19 protein-coding genes and 1 pseudogene are annotated in these 20,790 nt (G+C 33.5%); all 20 read right to left on the bottom strand.

Translation table 11 applies throughout. From position 1 onward, the window contains the following. Positions 1-16: 16 nt before the first annotated feature. The 20 genes and pseudogenes from SBH76_RS02280 to SBH76_RS02185 all read right to left on the bottom strand — a co-directional run bounded on the left by SBH76_RS02280 (position 17) and on the right by SBH76_RS02185 (position 20,785). Positions 17-859, bottom strand: a complete 843-nt coding sequence (locus SBH76_RS02280; protein WP_034211962.1) for a MurR/RpiR family transcriptional regulator — start codon at positions 857-859, stop codon at positions 17-19. Between the two features lie 38 nt (positions 860-897). After that, positions 898-1,248, bottom strand: coding sequence for a PTS sugar transporter subunit IIA (locus SBH76_RS02275; protein ID WP_317976639.1), 351 nt, complete (start codon positions 1,246-1,248; stop codon positions 898-900). A gap of 205 nt (positions 1,249-1,453) precedes the next feature. Beyond that, positions 1,454-3,310 carry a carbohydrate binding domain-containing protein gene (locus tag SBH76_RS02270; RefSeq protein ID WP_317976638.1) on the bottom strand — a complete coding sequence of 619 codons (1,857 nt, stop codon included), beginning with the start codon at positions 3,308-3,310 and terminating at the stop codon, positions 1,454-1,456. Positions 3,311-3,313: 3 nt separating this feature from the next. Next, positions 3,314-4,162, bottom strand: coding sequence for a carbohydrate ABC transporter permease (locus SBH76_RS02265; RefSeq protein WP_290651628.1), 849 nt, complete (start codon positions 4,160-4,162; stop codon positions 3,314-3,316). 16 nt (positions 4,163-4,178) lie between these two features. Continuing rightward, on the bottom strand, positions 4,179-5,078 hold the full coding sequence (locus SBH76_RS02260; RefSeq protein WP_317976637.1) for a carbohydrate ABC transporter permease: 900 nt from the start codon (positions 5,076-5,078) through the stop codon (positions 4,179-4,181). Between the two features lie 52 nt (positions 5,079-5,130). Further along, the gene (locus SBH76_RS02255) at positions 5,131-6,399 is read right to left on the bottom strand and encodes an ABC transporter substrate-binding protein (RefSeq protein ID WP_317976636.1); all 1,269 of its coding nucleotides are present in this window, start codon (positions 6,397-6,399) and stop codon (positions 5,131-5,133) included. A 63-nt stretch (positions 6,400-6,462) separates the two neighbouring features. Next, the gene (locus SBH76_RS02250; protein ID WP_317976635.1) at positions 6,463-7,791 is read right to left on the bottom strand and encodes a family 43 glycosylhydrolase; all 1,329 of its coding nucleotides are present in this window, start codon (positions 7,789-7,791) and stop codon (positions 6,463-6,465) included. 74 nt (positions 7,792-7,865) lie between these two features. Then, positions 7,866-8,846: a LacI family DNA-binding transcriptional regulator gene (locus SBH76_RS02245; protein ID WP_317976634.1), complete on the bottom strand. Its 981-nt coding sequence runs from the start codon at positions 8,844-8,846 to the stop codon at positions 7,866-7,868. A 238-nt stretch (positions 8,847-9,084) separates the two neighbouring features. Then, complete coding sequence (locus SBH76_RS02240) at positions 9,085-9,660, bottom strand: GNAT family N-acetyltransferase (RefSeq protein ID WP_317976633.1); 576 nt, start codon at positions 9,658-9,660, stop codon at positions 9,085-9,087. Further along, the gene (locus SBH76_RS02235) at positions 9,653-10,345 is read right to left on the bottom strand and encodes a potassium channel family protein (protein WP_317976632.1); all 693 of its coding nucleotides are present in this window, start codon (positions 10,343-10,345) and stop codon (positions 9,653-9,655) included. Before SBH76_RS02235 ends, SBH76_RS02240 begins: the two co-directional genes overlap by 8 nt. Before the next feature lie 18 nt (positions 10,346-10,363). Next, positions 10,364-11,704, bottom strand: coding sequence for a TrkH family potassium uptake protein (locus tag SBH76_RS02230; protein WP_317976647.1), 1,341 nt, complete (start codon positions 11,702-11,704; stop codon positions 10,364-10,366). A gap of 58 nt (positions 11,705-11,762) precedes the next feature. Then, the gene (locus SBH76_RS02225) at positions 11,763-13,178 is read right to left on the bottom strand and encodes an oxaloacetate decarboxylase subunit alpha (protein WP_317976631.1); all 1,416 of its coding nucleotides are present in this window, start codon (positions 13,176-13,178) and stop codon (positions 11,763-11,765) included. A gap of 9 nt (positions 13,179-13,187) precedes the next feature. Then, positions 13,188-14,339, bottom strand: a complete 1,152-nt coding sequence (locus SBH76_RS02220; protein ID WP_009664072.1) for a sodium ion-translocating decarboxylase subunit beta — start codon at positions 14,337-14,339, stop codon at positions 13,188-13,190. Positions 14,340-14,357: 18 nt separating this feature from the next. After that, on the bottom strand, positions 14,358-14,723 hold the full coding sequence (locus SBH76_RS02215) for a biotin/lipoyl-containing protein (RefSeq protein ID WP_317976630.1): 366 nt from the start codon (positions 14,721-14,723) through the stop codon (positions 14,358-14,360). Between the two features lie 11 nt (positions 14,724-14,734). Beyond that, positions 14,735-15,463 carry an OadG family protein gene (locus SBH76_RS02210; RefSeq protein WP_317976629.1) on the bottom strand — a complete coding sequence of 243 codons (729 nt, stop codon included), beginning with the start codon at positions 15,461-15,463 and terminating at the stop codon, positions 14,735-14,737. 9 nt (positions 15,464-15,472) lie between these two features. Continuing rightward, entirely contained in the window at positions 15,473-16,924 is a 1,452-nt protein-coding gene (locus tag SBH76_RS02205) for an acyl-CoA carboxylase subunit beta (RefSeq protein WP_314757594.1), read from the bottom strand. Positions 16,925-17,218: 294 nt separating this feature from the next. After that, positions 17,219-17,890, bottom strand: a pseudogene (locus SBH76_RS02200) (Rpn family recombination-promoting nuclease/putative transposase); the annotation flags it as partial. 204 nt (positions 17,891-18,094) lie between these two features. Then, positions 18,095-18,886 carry a hypothetical protein gene (locus SBH76_RS02195; RefSeq protein ID WP_317976628.1) on the bottom strand — a complete coding sequence of 264 codons (792 nt, stop codon included), beginning with the start codon at positions 18,884-18,886 and terminating at the stop codon, positions 18,095-18,097. A 56-nt stretch (positions 18,887-18,942) separates the two neighbouring features. Then, positions 18,943-19,713, bottom strand: coding sequence for a hypothetical protein (locus SBH76_RS02190; RefSeq protein WP_317976627.1), 771 nt, complete (start codon positions 19,711-19,713; stop codon positions 18,943-18,945). Between the two features lie 250 nt (positions 19,714-19,963). After that, positions 19,964-20,785, bottom strand: a complete 822-nt coding sequence (locus SBH76_RS02185) for a purine-nucleoside phosphorylase (RefSeq protein ID WP_290649447.1) — start codon at positions 20,783-20,785, stop codon at positions 19,964-19,966. Positions 20,786-20,790: the final 5 nt, after the last annotated feature.

The raw sequence follows: 20,790 nt of genomic DNA, 5'->3' as shown, positions 1-20,790 counted from the left end.
ACTTCCTTTAACAAAATCAGTCTCTAAGTTTCTTTATCAAATCTCTTGTGGCTTCAATATCTTTAAGAACTTCGGGATAATGTCTGTGTGATATTGCAAGATAAATCATATCCAATAAAGTAAGTGTGGTATTACGACTTGAAATTGCTCCAAGTCTTAATTCTCTCTCATCATGCGGAACACGAAGAGTTATATCACAGATTTTAGACAATTCATTCTTGCCGAAACAACAAATACCTATTGTCTTTGCCCCTGCTCTTTTTGCAATTTCAGCTACCAAAACAGTCTCCTTTGTATTTCCGCTATAACTTATACAAACACAGGCATCTTCTTTTTTAATAAAGTTCAAATTAACAAGCTGTAAATGTATATCATTATTAAATACAACATCCTTACCTATTCTTGAAAGCTTATAATTTATATCGTAACAAACTATACCGCTGGCTCCTACTCCGAACAGATATATTTTCCTTGCATTATCTATTGCATCTATCGCCTCTTCAATAAGACTTATATCCATCAGAGCATAAAGTTTTTCAATACTCTTAATAAGATTTATTTTGTTTTTTTCTATAATATCTTCAAGTTCGTCTTCAGGATGTATTATCTCATCGCCTGTATAATCTTTATCCGAATCCAAATCTGCAGCCAATGCCAGTTTCAGCTGTTGAATACCGTCAAATTCCAGACTTTTTACAAATCTGATGACTGTAGCCGGTGATGTGCCCGTTATTGCCGCAATTGATTGTGTACTTAGATTTATAGCATCTTTATAATTATCTATAAAATAATCCGCCACTCTCTGTTCCGACTTGGTCAGTTTTGAATATTCCTCTTTGATTTGCAATACTATATCCAATGTATTACCTCCAAATTTTATGGAACTCCCAATCACTTTTATATTTTCTTTTTTATTTCCTCTATTTCCGTCTTTAGATCGGCAATAGTTTTATAGAGTGAGATCATCTCCTCAGCCAATTCCTCAGCTACATTCGCCATTGTAAGATGGTCTTGTGAATGTATCAGAATAATATTTACAGGAACCTGCTCACCTCCGGCTTCCTTTGCAATCATATCTGTCTGTAATTCATGAGCTTGTAAAAGTCTCTTATTCGCCTCTTTAAGCTTTTCATTTGCAGATTCAAAGTCGCCCTTTCTTGCATCACAGATGGCATCCATTGAATACCCCTTACTGTCCCCTGCTGTAGCAATTATTTCAAAAGAAATCTGATAATCTTCTTCTCTCATAAAACTCCTATCATTCGCAAATTATAAAATATTGTTTCAGTAAATATTTTATTTTATGGAATATTATTTCTAAGTTCATTTAATCATATTCATATGTTTTTGTCAATGAAATATTAATAATTAAAGTTACTTCTATAATAAAAATAAAGTTGATAATTTTACAGATTAGAATATCTATAAAAAATCAACTTTATTATTTTATAAATTATTTTATTTTTATTTTGTATACGGAATGTGGTAGCAAAACAAGCCTATTTACATTAGAATCTACTTTTACACAATCAATATTATTCTTATATTCTAAAGTGTTTCTTGCATGTATATTATCTGCCCATATATACTCATAGCTTTCTACTTCCGAATCCAAGTCAAGAATATAACTATCAGATATACTTCTATTTGCAGCAAATATAATACATTTTCCTAGTTTATCCAGACAACATACCATGTTCAAATATGTGATATTACTCATGTCCTCAATATTTCCTGTTTCTTTTACTTTAAACACATCACAATTATAATTGCTGTCTATAACATATTCAATATCCGCATCTACATATAGCTTTATTAATTTATATGTGCCGGTTTCATATACAGCTCCATCATTACTTCGTATAATGCCACCTGCCCATCCATTTATCAAATCTGAAATATTACATATGTTAAGATCATTTATATTATTAAGAAATGTATTTATTATACATGAATTTGCTATAACTGCTTCTAAACTCTGTTCTCTTTCCGACTTATTTTTCTCACCATAATTACAGTTCCATTCAGTTATTGCAATTGGAATTTTATATCCGGTTTTATCCATTGTCCTACAAGTATCTTTAATTACTTTATCAAATTTTTCTGAAGCAGAAACTGTAGCATAGTATATTTGTTCATCGTCTAACTCCTGATCTTCAATGAGGGGAGCGTAAAAATGTAACGCTAACGCATCTATATATCCTTTTCCTTCTTTCAGTACAACTTCATTCCAACTTTGATCTAAACTTCCACCATCACCACCACAAGCTAATAGAAATATACTTTCATCTCTTTTTTTCATCTCTTTTGCAAAAACTAAATATTTTTTTATATAGTCAAATTCATTACTGTGTCCTATTTCCCAATTACCGAAAACTTCATTTCCTATTTCCCAATATTTGACTTTATATGGAACTGAATTGCCATTTGTTAATCTCTTTTTTCCGTATTCAGTATTACAATCACCATTACAATACTCAACCCAATTTGCAGCGTCATATGATGTTGACGACCCAAAGTTAACACATATAAGCGGTTCCGCTCTCACTTCTCTACAAAACGTAATATATTCATCTGTCCCGAAACTGTTACTTTCCATTCCTCCCCAATGTTTATTCTCTTTACAAGGTCTTTTATCTACAGATCCGATTCCATCTTCCCAAAAGTAACAATCAGCAACGCATCCTCCCGGAAATCTCAAGGTACCCGGTTTCAAATCCTTTATTTTTTTTGCAACTGTATTCCAAGTACCTACAATTGAATTATTTGGTATTAAAGACGCTTGATCCAACCATACTTCATTTTTACCCTCTATATAAAACGATATTTCTGCATCTAAATCTGAAGAACCATTGCAAAAAGAAAAATTTATTTTTTGCCATTTTCCTGAGATTATACTATCTGTAAATATAATTTCTCTATCACATTTTATTTTAATATATAATGTTATAGTATCTTTAGAATAAGCCCAAATATATCCATTATAAATTTCACTATCATATAACTTTATTTTTTCCTGTCTTATCCCTCCATATCCCTCACTATTATTTAGTATATGTATAGAATATGAAGGTGCATAAATAATCTTATCATCCAACTCACATTTTGTATTTTTGCCAAAACATTTCCATGGCTCAAAAGAAAGTAGTCCTTCTTTATCAAGGTTTTCAAAACTCCTTGATTTTAGTAATTGAGCCAGTAAACCCGGTTCAATGCAATCATGCATGTATTCTATAAAATGTCCGAAAAAATTTTCGGGCATTACCCCAATTATTTTGCTTCTATCAATATTCAATTTTATATTTTTCATACTTTATCCCTTCATACCGGTCATCGCTATACCTTGAACAAAAACCTTTTGTGCAAAACAATAAAAAACAAAAATCGGTAATAGTGACATTATTGATCCAGCCATCATAATTCCATAATCAACTACATGAGTTCCCATAAAAGATGCCAAACCTGCTGATAATGTCTTCATTTCAGGCTTTGTCGCTATAATAAGTGGATACAAAAGATCATTCCAATTATACATAAAGTGAAAAATAATTAATGTGATTAACGCAGGTTTACATAAAGGTAGCATAATTTTTTTATATATTTGAAACTCGCTGCACCCATCAATACGAGCCGCCTCCTCCAGTCCTTTTGGAAGTGATACAAAAAATTGTCTCATCATAAAAATTCCAAATGCATTTGTTGCTCTAGGTAAAATCAATCCCAAATAAGAATTTAAAAGTTTCAAGTGAAATAACTCCGAATACAATGGAACCATAATAACTTGAAACGGAATCATTAAAGTTAAAAGCACAAAAACAAACAATATATTCTTGCCTTTGAAATCTATTCTTGCAAAGGAATAGCCTGCCATGCTGTCTAATATAATAGAACACATGGTTACACAACTTGCAAAAATAATTGTATTTCTATAATATAATAAAAAAGGAATTCTTCTCCAAATATTTATGTAGTTTTCAAATGTATAATTGACTGAAAATAGCGTAGGTGGAAAACTTCTTATATCTGCTTCTCTTTTAAATGACGTAATTAACATCCATAAAAAAGGGTATAACATAATAATTAAGCCAATACTCAATAATATACCGGTAAATAATCTTAAAATCTTTATCCTCTTCATACTCATAATAACCAAACCTTTCAAATCGGATTTTTGTCACCTATGATAATTCATTTTCATTTTTCTTCATAATTTTAAATAACGGAATTGATGACAGTAATGTTATCATTAAAAGTGATACTGCTATAGCAGAGGCATAACCCATATTTGATTTCTCAAAAGCATTTGAATACACATATTGAACTAATGTTTCCGTTGTAAAGAGTGGTCCACCTTTAGTAACAACATATACTTGATCAAATACTTGAAAAGAAGATATTACAGAATCTACAACTACAAAAGTTAAAGTCGGCATTAACATAGGGACAGTAATATATCTAAACTTGTCCATCTTTCCGGCACCGTCCAATATAGCCACCTCATAATATGTATCTGAAATTCCTTCAAGACCTGCAATAATAATTATCATTTTAAAGCCAAGATTCTTCCATATACCTATAACAATCATTGTAGGCATAGCCCACGTTGTACTGTTTAATAAATTTGGAATATTAATTCCAATCCTTCTGAAAAAATACATATATATTCCATAATCATTATTTATCAAAAATGACCATGTAATTGCAATTATCGTCATTGATACAATCGCCGGCAGAAAATATATTGAGCGAACAAAAGCAGTAAATCGACTTTGTTTTTTTAGCGCTATACCTGCAAATAAAGCCAATATAACTTGTAAAGGAACTATACATACTGTGTAAAACACAGTATTTTTCAACGCATTCCAAAATCTGGAATCACAAATCAGCTTTATATAGTTTGAAGCACCTACAAATTTTACATTATTAAACATCATATTAAATGTCTGAGTACTATAGATAAATGACATGATAAGAGGTACAAAAACAAATATACTGAATATCAACATAGACGGTAATATAAATAATACACCTGCTCTTCTTTGTTTTACAAAATACTTTTTACCTTTAGAATTTATCATATATTCTCCTTTTTAAAGAGTAGTGAAATATTTTCACTACTCTTTAATAAAATCACTTGAGTAATGTATCTATCTGTTTTGAGGCATTATCTAAAGTTGTTTTCACATCATCTCCATCTAATAAAATTTTTTCAATTGCGGGAGTAATTGCATCACTGTCTATCTCATTAAAGTTAGTAAGTTGCTGTAAATAAAAATGTGCATATTGAATCTGGTCACTAAATAGTGCTACAGCTTTATTATCTTTCAATCTATCATCTTTAATAGCATCTGTATTTGCTACCGGATAGCCAACACTACCTGACCACTCAACTTGTACATCTACACTTTGCCAATATGCAAAGAAGTCATAAATTGCATTTTTCTTTTCTTCTGATGCACTTGAAGTCATATACATACCGACACCTTGTGCTAGTGTTGCTTTACCTGAAGGTCCGCTTGGAACTCCGGCCATGCCGTAGTTTACTCCTGCAGAATCAAAACTTCCTGCTGCCCAAGGGCCACAAAAATACATTCCTAACTTTCCTGTTGAAAATAATGTGTCAATCTCAGCACCTGTACAAACTTGAGGGCCAATTTTACTATCCCTTATTAATCCTGCCCACTTCTTAACAGTTTCAATATTTTCTTCACTGTTAAATACCGATTTTCCATCCTTTATATAGTCTCCTCCACCTGCCCAAATCATAATTGGCCACATTGGAATTGTGTTATTAGTAGCCATACCAAATCCATATTGATGCTCACCGTCTATATCCTTTGTAAGTTTCAACGCTGCATCCTCCAGATCTGTCCATGTCCAATTTTCGTTAGGATATTCTACACCTGCTTTATCAAAAATATCTTTATTATAATACATAACTAAAGAAGCTATATTTAAAGGAACACCATAATAATTTCCATTATATTGAAGATTCTCATTGAAAACTGCCGGAATTTTAGTTGTATCAACTTTCTTACTCGAATATAATTCATCAATTGGTTTTATTGCACCTGATTTCGCATACTCACCTATTCGTTCTGTAGCAAATGCAGTAATATCAGGTCCATCTCCTACAGGTAAAGAGGTCGCAAGCTGTTGATATAATGTATCCCATGATACCCTCTCCATTTGTATCTCAACATTTAATTGATTGGATTCATTGTAGTTATCTACAATTCTTTGCATTACTTCTCCATCTGTACCTGTAAAACCGTTCCAGTATGTTATTACAGTTTTTTCATCTGCTTTTGTTTCTTTTTCACTTTTAGCTTTTGCACTACACCCAACTGCACTTAACGCAACGCTTACTCCAACTATCACAGCTAATAATTTCTTCATATCATTTTCCCTCCATCAACATATTTTTTAAATTTCTACAACTGCCTTTTTTAAACTGACTTCTCACAAAAGGTAACATGGTATATTCCTATAAATATCTCTTACAAATGTACAATCTAAGTATATTATTTCTAACTCCCCAAATGTATCTATAGCCATATTGCCCGGAACTCCCAATATTCTTTCACCAATCCATTCTTCTTCAATTTTTAACTTAATAAATCCGTTAAAAACCAATATTCCAACTGTCTGCCAATAATCCCCCTCCTCTATCTCTATTTTTTTTACTATTTTTTTACCTTCCATCAGATAAATATATATGTCCTTATTTTCAGCTTTAAAGCATCCTTCAATATAGTATGAACCACTATCCGGGAAATTAAATGTTGTTTTAGATTTTAGTTTATATACTTCTCCGTTCTTCGAGTAATTATCTAAAAAGTTAATATCAGCCTTAGGTAATATTAAATTCTCATCCCAACTCGGTGCACTTGTTTTCAAAATATTTCCTTCACGCCATATTTTATCCAAGCACAACACTCTATCTTCTCCTTCATATTTTTCAAGATTGTTTGATCTCCCATGATATACTAAAATTGGAGTAATATGATCAGGTGCTCTTGTAATACTGTTATGACCTGTTCCATCCAATATTGAGTTTCCTTTAACAAGTGGTAAATAATCTCTATCTGACGGTTGTTTATAGTATTTGAGTTTACCGCTACTACTATCTTCAATAGCATAATTTATAAAGTAATCCGGACTTGTATATGCATTTCCACTATACATAAGCCAGCTTTCTTCTCCATCTGACATATAAAAAGGTCCTTCTAATGTATGCCAGTCAACTCCATCACCAAACCTGTTTTTCATAAATATCTCTTGATCAATACTGGGGAAAAGTATAGTTTCTTCATTCCCAGATAGTTTACATGGACTTTCCAATTTATCTCTCCATATTGCAGTACCCATCCTTCCATACTCCGGATTTTCATTAATATTTGCCGCATAAAAAATTATATATTTACCCGATTTTTTTATAACATGTGGATCAATACAAAATTTATTTGTTAATGTAACACTATTCTTAAATGGACCTAAAGGACTATTAGAACTAATAACTTTCAAAAAATGACTGTGGTCATCATACTCATTTTCTTTCAATGAAGAATAATATAAATAAAAAATACCCTTTATTTCAATTACACATGGTGCCCAAAAACTATGTTCATTAGATACCTTATATACGTAACCCATATCCTCAAATTTATCTAAATCATGTGAAAAGAATACTCTTATACCATCTTCACCTGAGCAATAACAATAGTAATCATTTTTCCATCTTATTATGAATGGATCCGGACATATTATTTTTTCTTTATCTTTTACCATAGGACAAATCCTCTATTATCTATATTGTAACGTTACGTATTGTGTTTCAAATAATAGTTTGTAGATGTATAACACTACAAACTTTTCCTTTCTACTATATGGCTTTCTACAAAAAAATTATTTTTCTTCCCCGGCTCAATATCATGATTAATCTGAGCTAAAAGCAGTTCTGTAGCTTTTCTTCCTTTCTCAAAAAGCGGCTGATGAACTGTTGTAAGAATAGCTTCTCCTGTTGTTGGAATAATATCATCAAATCCTGTCACACTTACCTGTTCCGGAATCTTAATATCCATTTCCTCCAAAATATTTATTACTGTATAAGCCAAGGTATCATTCCAACAAACAAAACAAGTAGTTCCCTTCTTTATACAATTGAAAACTGTCTTATAAATACTTCCCCTATCAAATCCACAAATTGAAATTTCTGCATTTCCTATTTTGTTTTCTTTTACTGCATCCTTAAAACCGGAAAAACGCAACTTCTCTTCTTCAGTCAAGTACTGATAAGTCAAGTATTCCAATTTTTTATGACCTTTTTTTATTGCTAGTTTAGTTATATTATATATTCCGGATTTACCATCACAATTGACTTGTAGTATATCCTCATCGGTGTGTGAAGATATCAATATTCCACATGATTTACTCTCTACTAAACTCTTTAAATATAATTCCGGGAAATTACCTAACAATAAAAATCCGTCACAAACTCTGTTTGAGAATATTGCATTTATCTTATGCTCTGATATCTCTCTATTATCGATAAGCTTAATTAGTACATCATAATGCTGTTTTCTGGCTTCAGACAGTATTCCAAAAAATTCTCCTGTGAATGTATTATCTCTTTCAATAAGCTCATTTGTTATTACAGTTATTGTCCTTGTCTTACCATTTCTAAAACTTTGGGCAATCTTATTCGGTATGTAATTAAGTTCCTTTGCAACTTTTAGTACCTTTTCTCTTGTTTCTGCCTTTACTCCATCCCTACCGTTTAGCGCATATGAAGCAGTTGTAGGAGAAACCCCTGCCTTCTTAGCAACTTCTGTTATAGTTATCATATTTCTCCAATTCGTAACGTTACGTTTTTTCTTTATAATAACATAATCATTTATTTTGTCAATACATTACTTGTAAATTTATACCAAAATACACTTTAAAAAGCTCAAAATATATTTGTATATCGCAAATATATTTTGAAAGCTATGATGTACTTTATCCTTTAATATATATCTATTTATTTTGTATATTATCTATATGAAATTTTGAATGTACCTTTAACTATCTAATTTTTGAAAGTTAAATACGATAGTCCACCTCCTTAAACTTCAAAAACTCCCTAATCTCTCCATGTTCTCCTATTATCTTCTCCATCCACACCATATGATACCATCTACCGAATTTATGACCGCAGTTTTCAAATTTTCCAACCATTCTAAACCCGATATGTTCATGAAACTGCACACTGTTATTATTTAAATATTCATCCTCTTTATCCACATAACCGATACATGAATATAAATTTGTTATATTCTGCGCCTTTGCTATATCCTCCAAGACAGAGTATAATTTTTTTCCTATACCCATTTTCTTCTTATCCGGATTTAGGTATATGGTAGTCTCTGCACTTAATTCATAAGCCTTTCTTCCTACAAATGAATGCAAATAGGCATATCCCAGTATTTCATCATCCTTACAGGCAACAATAAACGGATAGCTTTTTAAAACCTCTTCTATTCTTAATTTAAACTCTTCCTCACTTGGTACTTCTGTTTCAAATGATATTGCCGTATCCGTTACATAATATGCATATATTTTGAGCAGCTCTTTAGCATCCTCAGGATTTGCCGATCTTATAGAAATATCATCAATCATCTTCTTCAGCCTCTTCTTCAGTTGTAAAATTGCTTGAATCAAAATGTAAGAATTTTTGCAAATATTTATTTGCTCCGTAGACCATTATATCCTGATCCTTTTCAAACTTTGTCTGTGGAGTAATAGTCATATACCAGTTCTCACCTTTTTTTATTCCCATAATATTAACTTTGTATTTTTTCCTTATATCAAGCTCCAATACGGTTTTTCCCTCCCAGCTTTTAGGCACCTTACATTCAAATATAGAGTTTTCTCCGGGCAATTCAATATAATTTGAAATATTATTTGAGCTGTATCTTATAGCGGCCCATTCCGCCAACTGCCTTTCAGGATATACCACTTCATTTGCTCCGTTTCTAAGTAAAAACTTAGCATGTGTATCTCTGGATGCTCTGGATACCACATATTTTGCACCACATTCACTAAGCAGCGATGTGGTTTCCAAAGAAGTTTGAAAATCATCACCTATGGCTACAAAACAGGTGTCAAAATTACTTACACCGATTGATTTTATAAAATCCTTCTTTGTACTGTCTCCTATCATTGAATTTAAAGTATAAGGCAATACCGGTTCTATACAGTCCTCATTTCTGTCTACAGCCATTACATCATATCCCATTTCATACAACTTTTTACATAAATGTCGTCCATATCTTCCGACACCAATTACCAAAAAACTCTTCATAATTCACCTCTATAAAATTTATCCTACCGCTACCTGATCCTTAGGGTATCTTGCATTCCCGTTCTTTTTTGGAGTAACTGCCGCAAATATAAGTGTTATACCTCCGACTCTACCGAAATACATCATACATATCAACAATATTTTTGAAATAATTCCAAGATGTGGTGTAATACCCAAAGTCAGTCCTACCGTTGCAACAGCAGATGCACACTCAAACATTGTTTCTTTAAGCGAAAATCCTTCTATTCCGCTTATAATCATTGATCCGACTATAAATAAAAATATATCCAAAGCAAATACCGCAACGGCATTCTTTATTATATCCGGTTCAATCCTTTTCTTAAATACTGCTACCTCTTTGTCCTGCTTTAAAACAGAACACATTGTAGCAACTAAAATAAAAATTGTAGTCAGCTTGATACCGCCTGCTGTAGATCCCGATCCTCCACCTATCAACATCAAAATAACCGTCATTGCTATACCGTTGTCGCTAAACTTCGTATAATCTATAGTATTAAATCCAGCAGTCCTTGGTGTAACCGCCTGAAATAAACTTGAGAGCACTCTTGTCTTGATGTCCAATCCGCTAAATTCTGTAAAGAAAAATAATATGGACGGAAACAATACCAAAACAGATGTCATTGTAAGCACTATCTTAGTTTGAGTGGAATATCTTTTTATATCAAACCTGTAATCAAATATATCCTTCCATATAAGAAAACCCAGACCTCCTATCAGTATCAATAACATTATTGTTATATTTATCATTATATCGGATTGATACTTTGTCAAAGATGAAAATTTGCTTACATCACCCATCAAATCAAAACCTGCATTACAAAATGCAGATATAGAATGAAATACAGAATAATATATTCCCTTTGTTATCCCAAAATCTTTCATAAAACTTGGGAACATAAGGAGTGCACCAATCATCTCTATAATAATAGTCGCTTTAAATATAAAACTTGTAAGTCTGATAATACCGCCAATTTGCGGTGCTGAAAGTGCACTTTGTAATGTGGCTCTGTCTCTTAGTCCTATTTTTTTGCCTGTAACCTGAGTAAATACGGTTAACATCGTTACCACACCGAGTCCTCCGCATTGTATCATAGCTATTATTATAATTTTCCCAAATACCGACCAATGTGTAGCGGTGTCATATACTATAAGGCCTGTAACACAGCTTGCGCTGGTTGCGGTAAACAGGGCATCTATAAAAGGTGTAAATTCCCTGCTTCTTGATGAAATAGGCAAACTTAGAATACTTGCCCCTAAAAATATCATAATAATAAATCCAAACAGAATAATTCTGGCACTGCTAAATTGTTTTAAAACTTTTCTCTTTATTTCTCTCATTTTCACTTACATAAAAATCCCCTACATTAAGTAAGGGATTTTTGAATACTTATTTTACTTATACCGGATATGCTCCTGCTTCTTTGTCTGCTTTAGTCATATCCACTTTTGTCTTTTGTGCTGCTCTGTACTCAAAGAACTCCTCTGCAACCTTTGGGAAAAGTGCATATGTAAGTACATCTTCATCCTGCTCTTTCCACTTTGCAACCTGCTTCTCAAATTCAGGAAGCTGTGGTGCAATAAGATCTGCCGGTCTGCATGTAATAGGCTTCTCATCACCTATTATCTTCTTTTGCACTTCCTTATTGAAAGGTTTGATAGTCTGACCGAATTCTCCAAGCATTATCTTCTTTGATTCCTTTGGAACCAACTTATATCTCTCACCTGAGAGCACATTCATAACCGCCTGTGTACCTACTATCTGTGATGAAGGTGTAACCAGCGGCGGTTCTCCGAAGTCTTTTCTAACTCTTGGAATCTCCTCCAAAACTTCTCTGTACTTATCTTCCTTACCGGCCTCTTTAAGCTGATTTATAAGGTTTGAAAGCATTCCTCCCGGAACCTGGTATTTTAAAGTATTGATATTTACTCCAAGTACCTTAGGATTAAGTAATCCGCTCTTTATAAATTCTTCTCTTATCGGACGGAAATAGTCTGCTATTTCAGAAAGTAAGTTGATATCAAGACCTGTATCATATGGTGTTCCTCTGAAAGTCTCTACCATTACTTCCGTTGCAGGTTGTGAAGTTCCAAGTGCAAGAGGTGAAATAGCTGTATCAATTATATCACATCCTGACTCTACCGCCTTTAAAAGAGTCATAGAAGCCAAACCTGCTGTATAGTGAGTATGAAGCTCTATAGGTAAGTTTGTAGATTCCTTAAGGCTTCCTATAAGTTCCTCTGCGGCATATGGTGTCAAAAGTCCTGCCATATCCTTTACACAGAGAGAATCTGCACCCATGTCCTCAATTCTCTTTGCAATATCTTTCCAATACTCAAGTGTGTATGCATCACCCAAAGTATAGCAAAGAGCTATTTGAACTTCAGCATTTTTCTCTTTATTTGCCGCATCAACAGCTGTCTTTAAGTTTCTGATATCATTTAACGCATCAAAGATACGAATTATATCAATACCGTTTGCAACCGACTTTTGAACAAAGTACTCTACAACATCATCTGCATAATGATTGTATCCAAGGATATTCTGCCCTCTAAAGAGCATCTGAAGTTTAGTGTTTTTGAATCCCTCTTTAAACTTACGAAGTCTTTCCCACGGATCTTCATGTAAGAATCTGAGCGAAGCGTCAAATGTAGCACCACCCCAACATTCTACAGCTCTGTAGCCTACTTTATCCATTTTATCTATTATAGGAAGCATCTGTTCTGTAGTCATTCTTGTTGCTACCAAAGACTGATGTGCATCACGCAGCACGGTCTCAACTATCTGAACAGGCTTTTTCTGAATTTCTGCCATAATCCCTCCTTATACTATTCCGAATATTGCCATAAAGGTTCCTGCCGCTACAGCCGTACCTATAACACCTGCCACATTAGGTCCCATAGCATGCATCAAAAGGAAGTTTGTAGGATCATACTCCGCACCAACCTTTTGTGAAACTCTGGCTGCCATTGGCACTGCCGAAACACCTGCCGAACCGATAAGCGGATTTACCTTACCGCCTGTAACCTTACACATTATCTTACCGAATATTACACCTGCCCAGGTACCGAAAGCAAAAGCTATAAGTCCAAGTGCTACAATCTTTAAAGTTGTAACTTTAAGGAATGCCTCCGCACTTGTTGTAGCACCCACACTGGTTCCAAGTAAGATAACAACGATATACATCATTGCATTTGCTGCTGTCTCTGTAAGCTGCTTTACAACTCCACTCTCTTTAAAGAGGTTTCCAAGCATCAGCATACCTACCAAAGGTGCTGTAGTAGGAAGTATAAGACATACCACTACCGTAACTATTATAGGGAAAAGAATCTTCTCAAGCTGTGATACAGGACGAAGCTGCTCCATCTTGATTCTCTTCTCTTCATCAGTTGTAAAGAATTTCATAATAGGCGGCTGTATGATAGGTACCAAAGCCATATATGAATACGCCGCTACAGCTATAGGTCCCAGGTATTCAGTCTGTCCAAGCTTACCTGCAAGGAAGATAGAAGTAGGGCCGTCAGCTCCACCAATAATAGATATTGCCGCTGCCGCCTTATCATTAAATCCCATAAAGATTGCTATAAAATAAGCCGCATAAATTCCAAACTGTGCCGCCGCACCGAGTAAGAATGATTTCGGATTTGCTATAAGCGGACCGAAATCGGTCTGTGCACCTACACCCATGAATATAAGTGAAGGTAGTATACTCCATTCATCCAATACATAGAAATAGTGAAGCAAACCTCCAACACCGTTTGCCGAATTCTCAGGTCTAAGCATTATATCCGGGTAGATATTTACAAGTAACATACCGAAAGCAATCGGAACCAGCAAAAGAGGCTCAAATCCCTTTTTGATTGCCAAATACAGGAATATAAAGGCAACAAAAATCATTATCAAATTGCCAAAGGTAAGATTCATGAATGCGGTCTGAGCAATCAAATTGGATAATGTATTTAATATATAATCCATTTTTTCTCCCTCCGGATATTAGTTGATTGTTACAAGAGTTTGATTAGTTTCAACACTGTCTCCAACATTTACATTTATACTTGCAATTGTACCGTCCTCAAGTGCAACGATATCATTTTCCATCTTCATAGCTTCAAGCACGGCTACCACTTCACCTTTTTTAACTGCCTGATTAAGACTTACCTTGATGCCAAGGATCTTTCCGCTCATAGGTGCAACAACCTTTACTCTACCTTCACTTCCACTTGCAGCAGGTGCCGCCGGCTTAACAACAGGTGCAACCGGTGTAGACACTACAGGTGTAACAGGAGCACTTGCTCCTCCTCTTTCCTCAACAGAAACTTCATATGATTTGCCATTTACTGTAATAGTATAATTCTTCATTTTTCCCTCCACTATCTTTTAACTCTCTTTATTGAACGAACGATAAGGTTTGATGCATCTGTATTGCTAAACTCCGCTATGGCTGCCGTTATAACCGCTACCAGCTCCAAATCATCCTCAAGATTTTCAGGCTCGTTTACCTTTACCGCCTCAATTACAGGTTCTTCCTTAGTCTTTGCTTTTAATTTATTCTCAAATACATTTATATACTTAAACAAGCTTATAAGGAATGATATAAAAATCAATATAATAAATACTGTTCCCATACCTAGAACTGTATTAAGTGCGGCCTTTTCCATATTTTCAATAACGCTGTACTTAGGTGTGATAGAAAATACCGCTACCTGATTTGTTTTGCTGTCAAAACCGAGTGTCATCTCGGATTTTCTGTTTTCGCCGGAATAATTTACCTTAACAACATAATTGCCTTCTGAAACTGAGACTTTTGTATCATCAATTCCTACAAGATCTCCAACAAGCTCCTTTGTTGATTTAAAGTTTTTTACTCCTTCGGCAAATGCCGTCTGACCGTTTTGCTCTACACCCTCAATTACCTGATCAAGCTCCGCATCATCCATTTTGTACAGCTGATTCAATAAGCTTTCAGCCTGTACAGGAAGCTGGTTTGAAACATCCTCCGGTATTGAACTCTCAGAGTCGGCCTTCTTACCGCATGCACTAAGTGCCAGCATGGCAATCATAAACAGACTTAAGATTAAATACTTTATTCTCTTTTTCATGATTCACCTCTAAATTGATCCATGTTTCTTATATGGACGATCTTCTTTCTTTGTAAAAAGCATTTCAAAGGCTGCCAACAATCTCTTTCTTGTATCTGCTACTGTGATAATATCATCTACATATCCTCTTCTTGCAGCATATACGGCTGAATTTTGTAAGTTCTCATACTCCCTTGTTTTCTCTTCAAGAGTTGTCTTTATATCCTCACTTGAATCAATTTCTTTAGAATATATTATCTTTACAGCCTCACTTGCATTCATCATACCCATCTTTGCATTTTCCCATGCAAATACAATGTCAGCACCTATTGATTTTGAATTCATTGAAAGTGAAGCGCTTCCGTAAGCATCACCTACTATAAGGCTTACCTTAGGAACTGTTGCATTTGCATATGCATATGTAAGCTTTGCGCCTGCCTTAGGCATTCTCTTCTCACTGCATTTTGTAGCTTTATATCCTTTTACATCTACAAGTGTAAGTACAGGAATATTGAAAGCATCACAAAATTCAACAAAACCTGCCGCCTTATCACTTCCCTGATGAGAAAGTACATTTTCAAACTCATCTGCAATCTCACCGTTCTCATCATACAGTGCTCTTCTGTTTGCCACAACTCCGACAGTATTACCGTTTAATCTGATAAATCCTGTAAACATCTCTCTTGCAAAGTTTTTCTTTACTTCAAGCACATATCCACTGTCTGAGATAATATTCAGTGCAAGTGCAGGATCGCTTATTCTACCCTCAAGTTCAGGTGTAAGTCTGTTTAAATCATCTGTGCACTCGATATATGACATATCATCTTCATTATTTGCAGGAAGAACTGAAATGAGCTCTCTGATTCCTGAAATGATTTCAGACTCGGTTCCTATAAAATCAACCAGACCTGTAGATTCCGATTGGAACTTGGCACTTGAAAAATCATTCTTATCCTGTGAATTTCCGTTTATAGCATTTGGAGAATTTACAAAGACTTTTGCCTTATCCTGCTCCATAAATACAAAATCACTGAGTCCGTTGCTTATTGCCATTCCGCCGCCGCTTAGACCGAATACGGCCTGTATCTGTGGAATAACACCGCTTGCTTTTGTCTGTGCTAAATATATTTTTCCAAAGGCATCCAATGCATCAAAAGACTCTTCAAGTCTAAGACCCGCACAATCAACCAGTCCTACTACCGGTGCTCCCATCTTCATCGCCATATCATATAGTGCAACAATCTTCTTTGCATGCATTTCACCTATTGAGCCGCCAAGCACTGAAGGATCCTGACTATACACATATACCAGACTGTCATTAATCGTACCGTAACCGGTCAAAACCCCATCCTTTGGAGTCTCCTTGTCAGATAGATTAAAATCTGTGTTCCTTGAACTTATATATGATCCAATTTCCACAAAACTTCCGGTATCCAGCAAATCTTCAATTCGTTTCATAGCAGAAACTCCTATTTGAGCCATATACAAACCTCCGTATTAATTAATAAATTGTTGCGGTCAAAGTATATTTTGACCGTTGTGACATTATATTTTTTGTAAAATATAGTATCACTGATATTGTTAAATACAAAACAATCTTAAACTATTTTATAATGAAATCAACAAAAAAACAAGGGCAAAAGCAGTGAAATAATATTCATTTCTATCAATTTTTTTTACTGTTGTATAAAACCACAACAGGTAAGCATATAATAAAACTCACAGAACAAAAAATTTTATTTTAATTCTGTGAGTTTACGTTTAAATCGACAATTATCAAGACTCTAAATACTTCTTAAAGCTTTCTTCACTCATATCTGCCCTTATCGCAGCTTCCGATACACTTAATATGCCATCTTTTACCAAAGAGATAAGCACACTTATCACACCTTCTTTTCTACCTCTTGCTTCCACTTTATCCAGTACCTCACACATTGTTACACTCTCCTTTCTGCTAAGCTCGTTTATTGTTTCTTCAAATCTGTCATCTTTTGTCATTGCAGACATTAACATCAAAAGCTCATCTACATGTTTAATTACCGTCTCACATGCAACATAATCATTATTTACACGCATCTGATACAAATAATCAGCAAGTATCCAAAAATCACTCCTAAACTTATCTATCGTCTCCCTTTCAAGGTATGCTATCTCAAAGAGATTCATCTTAAAATCATTTACATATGGTTTGATTTTTTCATCTATATCTAAAAGTTCAAACAAACTCTTCGGCTGATTCCACCTTTCATCATATCCAAAGTATAATACTAATGTAATCACCGGATACTTGGCATCTTTCTTATTTTCTTTTTTGGATTGTCTTACATACTCCGCTCCGTCATATCCAAAAACTCTAAACGGCATAAACTTTTCCGGTTTACTCTGATTTTCCAGTCCGAACATTGATAAATTTATTTTACTGTTATTCCAGTATTTTGCAATATCTCTATTAGAAAAATATATTGAAATGCCATGTGTATAATATTATTCTATGATAAAGTAATATTTTTTCAATAATATCCTTAATTTTTTCTTTATCAAAGTAATATAATAAAGATTAAAAAAGTAATTAACACATCAATTTTATCTATGTTAATTTAAAAAAGTAGGTTGAAAATCAACCTACTTTAAAATTTCATATATAATCTATTCCTAACTTTTCCACCATAATACAAATGCAATAACGGTAAGTGCAAATGAAGCTAATGCATAATCTCCATATATAAATATTGTTCCACTGTTTATCATAGTAATAAAAATTAACAAGAATATAATTGCTACAATTAGAATATTAGGATTTCTTTTACGTCTATTATTTTGAACACCCTCTTTATAATTTGTTCTTCTATTATTTGAATAAATACTATTATTACTACCGTATGTCACAGATGACTTATCTGAGCTATTCCCATATCTACTATTAAATCTATCTCCAAATAAATCTTGATCCATCTGACTCCAATCAAAATTATCTGCATGATCTAACTCCAACTCTTGACTAAAATTGTTTCTTGCACCAGTATCACTTGATATTCCTCTGTTTAATCTTCCAGAATTGTTGTTCATAACATTATTCTGACTTTGAGTTCCATATCGTCTGATTTTTTCAATCAGAAAATCCTCAAATGTAATTCCATTTCCAAAAGTCCCACGTGGATATCGCTTAATAAACTCTTCAATATCTTTTTTGCTTACAATATAATTATGCTCTAATTGGAATTTACATCCCTTTCTATACCTACCACCATTCCTCCCTGAAAAATTGTAGCATCTATGTATCAAAGATACAGTAAAACTACGATCATCTTTACCAAATACTTCATACCCAACATCATTCATGGTATAACCCTCAATAAGGTATAATTCCATAACTTTTACTTTGGTTACATTTGATATTCCCATAAATACATTAAATTCATCTTGGGAAATTGTATTATTCACCATGCATTCGATCTCCCATATAACACAACTAATAACTGTTATCCATACACTATAACAAATTAATCAAATGTTATATTATATAAATCTTTTTCAAATATTTTATCATCTCCATCAAGATAACTTCCATAGAATTTTATCTCAGTATCTGTAAATCCATTCCTTACAATCATATAATTAGTTCTTACTATACTCTTAACTTTCGTAATAGCTTTTTTCCCAATAACTGCAACATTTAGACTTGGAAATATACAGCATTCAACCGTATTATCATAATATTTTAGTTTTACTCCATAATTTACTCCACCATCTTTAGTTTTATAAAGCTCAATATTTCTTTGTATTTCTTCTGTATAATCAATTGATCCCTTTAATATTTTACCATTATTTATTGACTTTGAGCCTTTGTATGCCTTGTCATTCTGAATTATCAGTATACCTGAAATATTATTATTCATAGCATATTTTACAAAGTTTATAATATTTACTCCGAATGTATCTACAGGAATTCCATCAATAGTTTCAATATTTAAGTTTGTTCGCTTAATATAATTCTCTTCTAATGACACAGGAACTTTTTTTACTCCAAACTCATTTGCAACCTCATACAGCCCTTCCATATAATTAGTAATTTGATTTTCATCACTAAGTAAAAATTGAAATGATGTCGAGAAATCATTAAAATTATTACAATAAAGTGAACAAGGATAACGTAGTTCATACTTTATTCCCTCACGGATGAATGTACCTTGCTTACCTCTACATTCAAACTCAGCTTTTTCAACCGTTACAATACCTTTTTTTTCTATTTTTCTTTTAGTTATTTTTATCATATATATCTTCCTCTTTTTTTCACTTTATTCAGCTTAAAATTATCATGCTTTTATACATAATATTTTTAATATTTTTATTTCCTATATGTTAAATATATTCTATTGACATTATATATATATATATATATATAATGTCAATAGATGTTATTTTTATGTAATTGTTTTATATTTAAATATGTTATATATTTTAATATTTATTCAAATTTCATTATTTTATTTAATACAAAAAGGAGGCTCGTAGCCTCCTTTTTTACGCATTCTTTATTATACTTTTTACCAATCCCTCAAATATATGAGAAACCTTATTTGCAGCCTCAGATACCTCTTCATGGCTGAGAGGTTGATCTAAGATACCTGCCGCCATATTTGTAAAGCATGAAATACCGCAGATTTCTATGCCCATATGATTTGCAGCAACAGCCTCTATCGCAGTGGACATGCCTACAGCATCGGCACCAAGCAATCTTGCAAGTTTTACCTCGGCAGGTGTCTCATATGCAGGACCGCTAAATTGCATATATATGCCTTCTCTTAGAGAAACTCCCACTTCCTTAGCGGACTTTCTTACCACATCCTGAAGTCTCTTTGAATAGACATTACTCATATCAGGAAATCTTGTTCCGAATTCACTTATGTTTTCACCTATAAGTGGTGAAGGTACTATGGTTGATATATGATCTGTGATCATCATCAAATCACCCGGCTTATATGAAGTATTTACAGCGCCTGCAGCATTTGTAAGAATTAACTTCTTTGCTCCAAGCATAATCATAAGTCTTGTAGGAAGTACTACATCTGTTACAGGATAACCCTCATAGTAGTGAACTCTTCCCTTCATAATAACTGTCTTTACACCCTCAACCGTACCGAAGAGAAATCTTCCGTCATGCCCTGCCACAGTCGATACAGGAAATCCCTCAATACTTGAGTATGGAATCTCACATTCAACTTCCATATGCTTTGCAAACTCACCAAGACCTGAGCCAAGTACCAAAGCAACCTCAGGTGTAAAATCTGTAACTGTTCTGATATAATCATAGCTCTTTTTCACTTTTTCGAAAACCGGATTCATATAAC

The sequence above is a fragment of the Lachnoanaerobaculum sanguinis genome (assembly GCF_033242365.1).
GTDB classification, from domain to species: domain Bacteria; phylum Bacillota; class Clostridia; order Lachnospirales; family Lachnospiraceae; genus Lachnoanaerobaculum; species Lachnoanaerobaculum sanguinis.
This window is presented reverse-complemented; position numbering and strand designations above follow the sequence as displayed.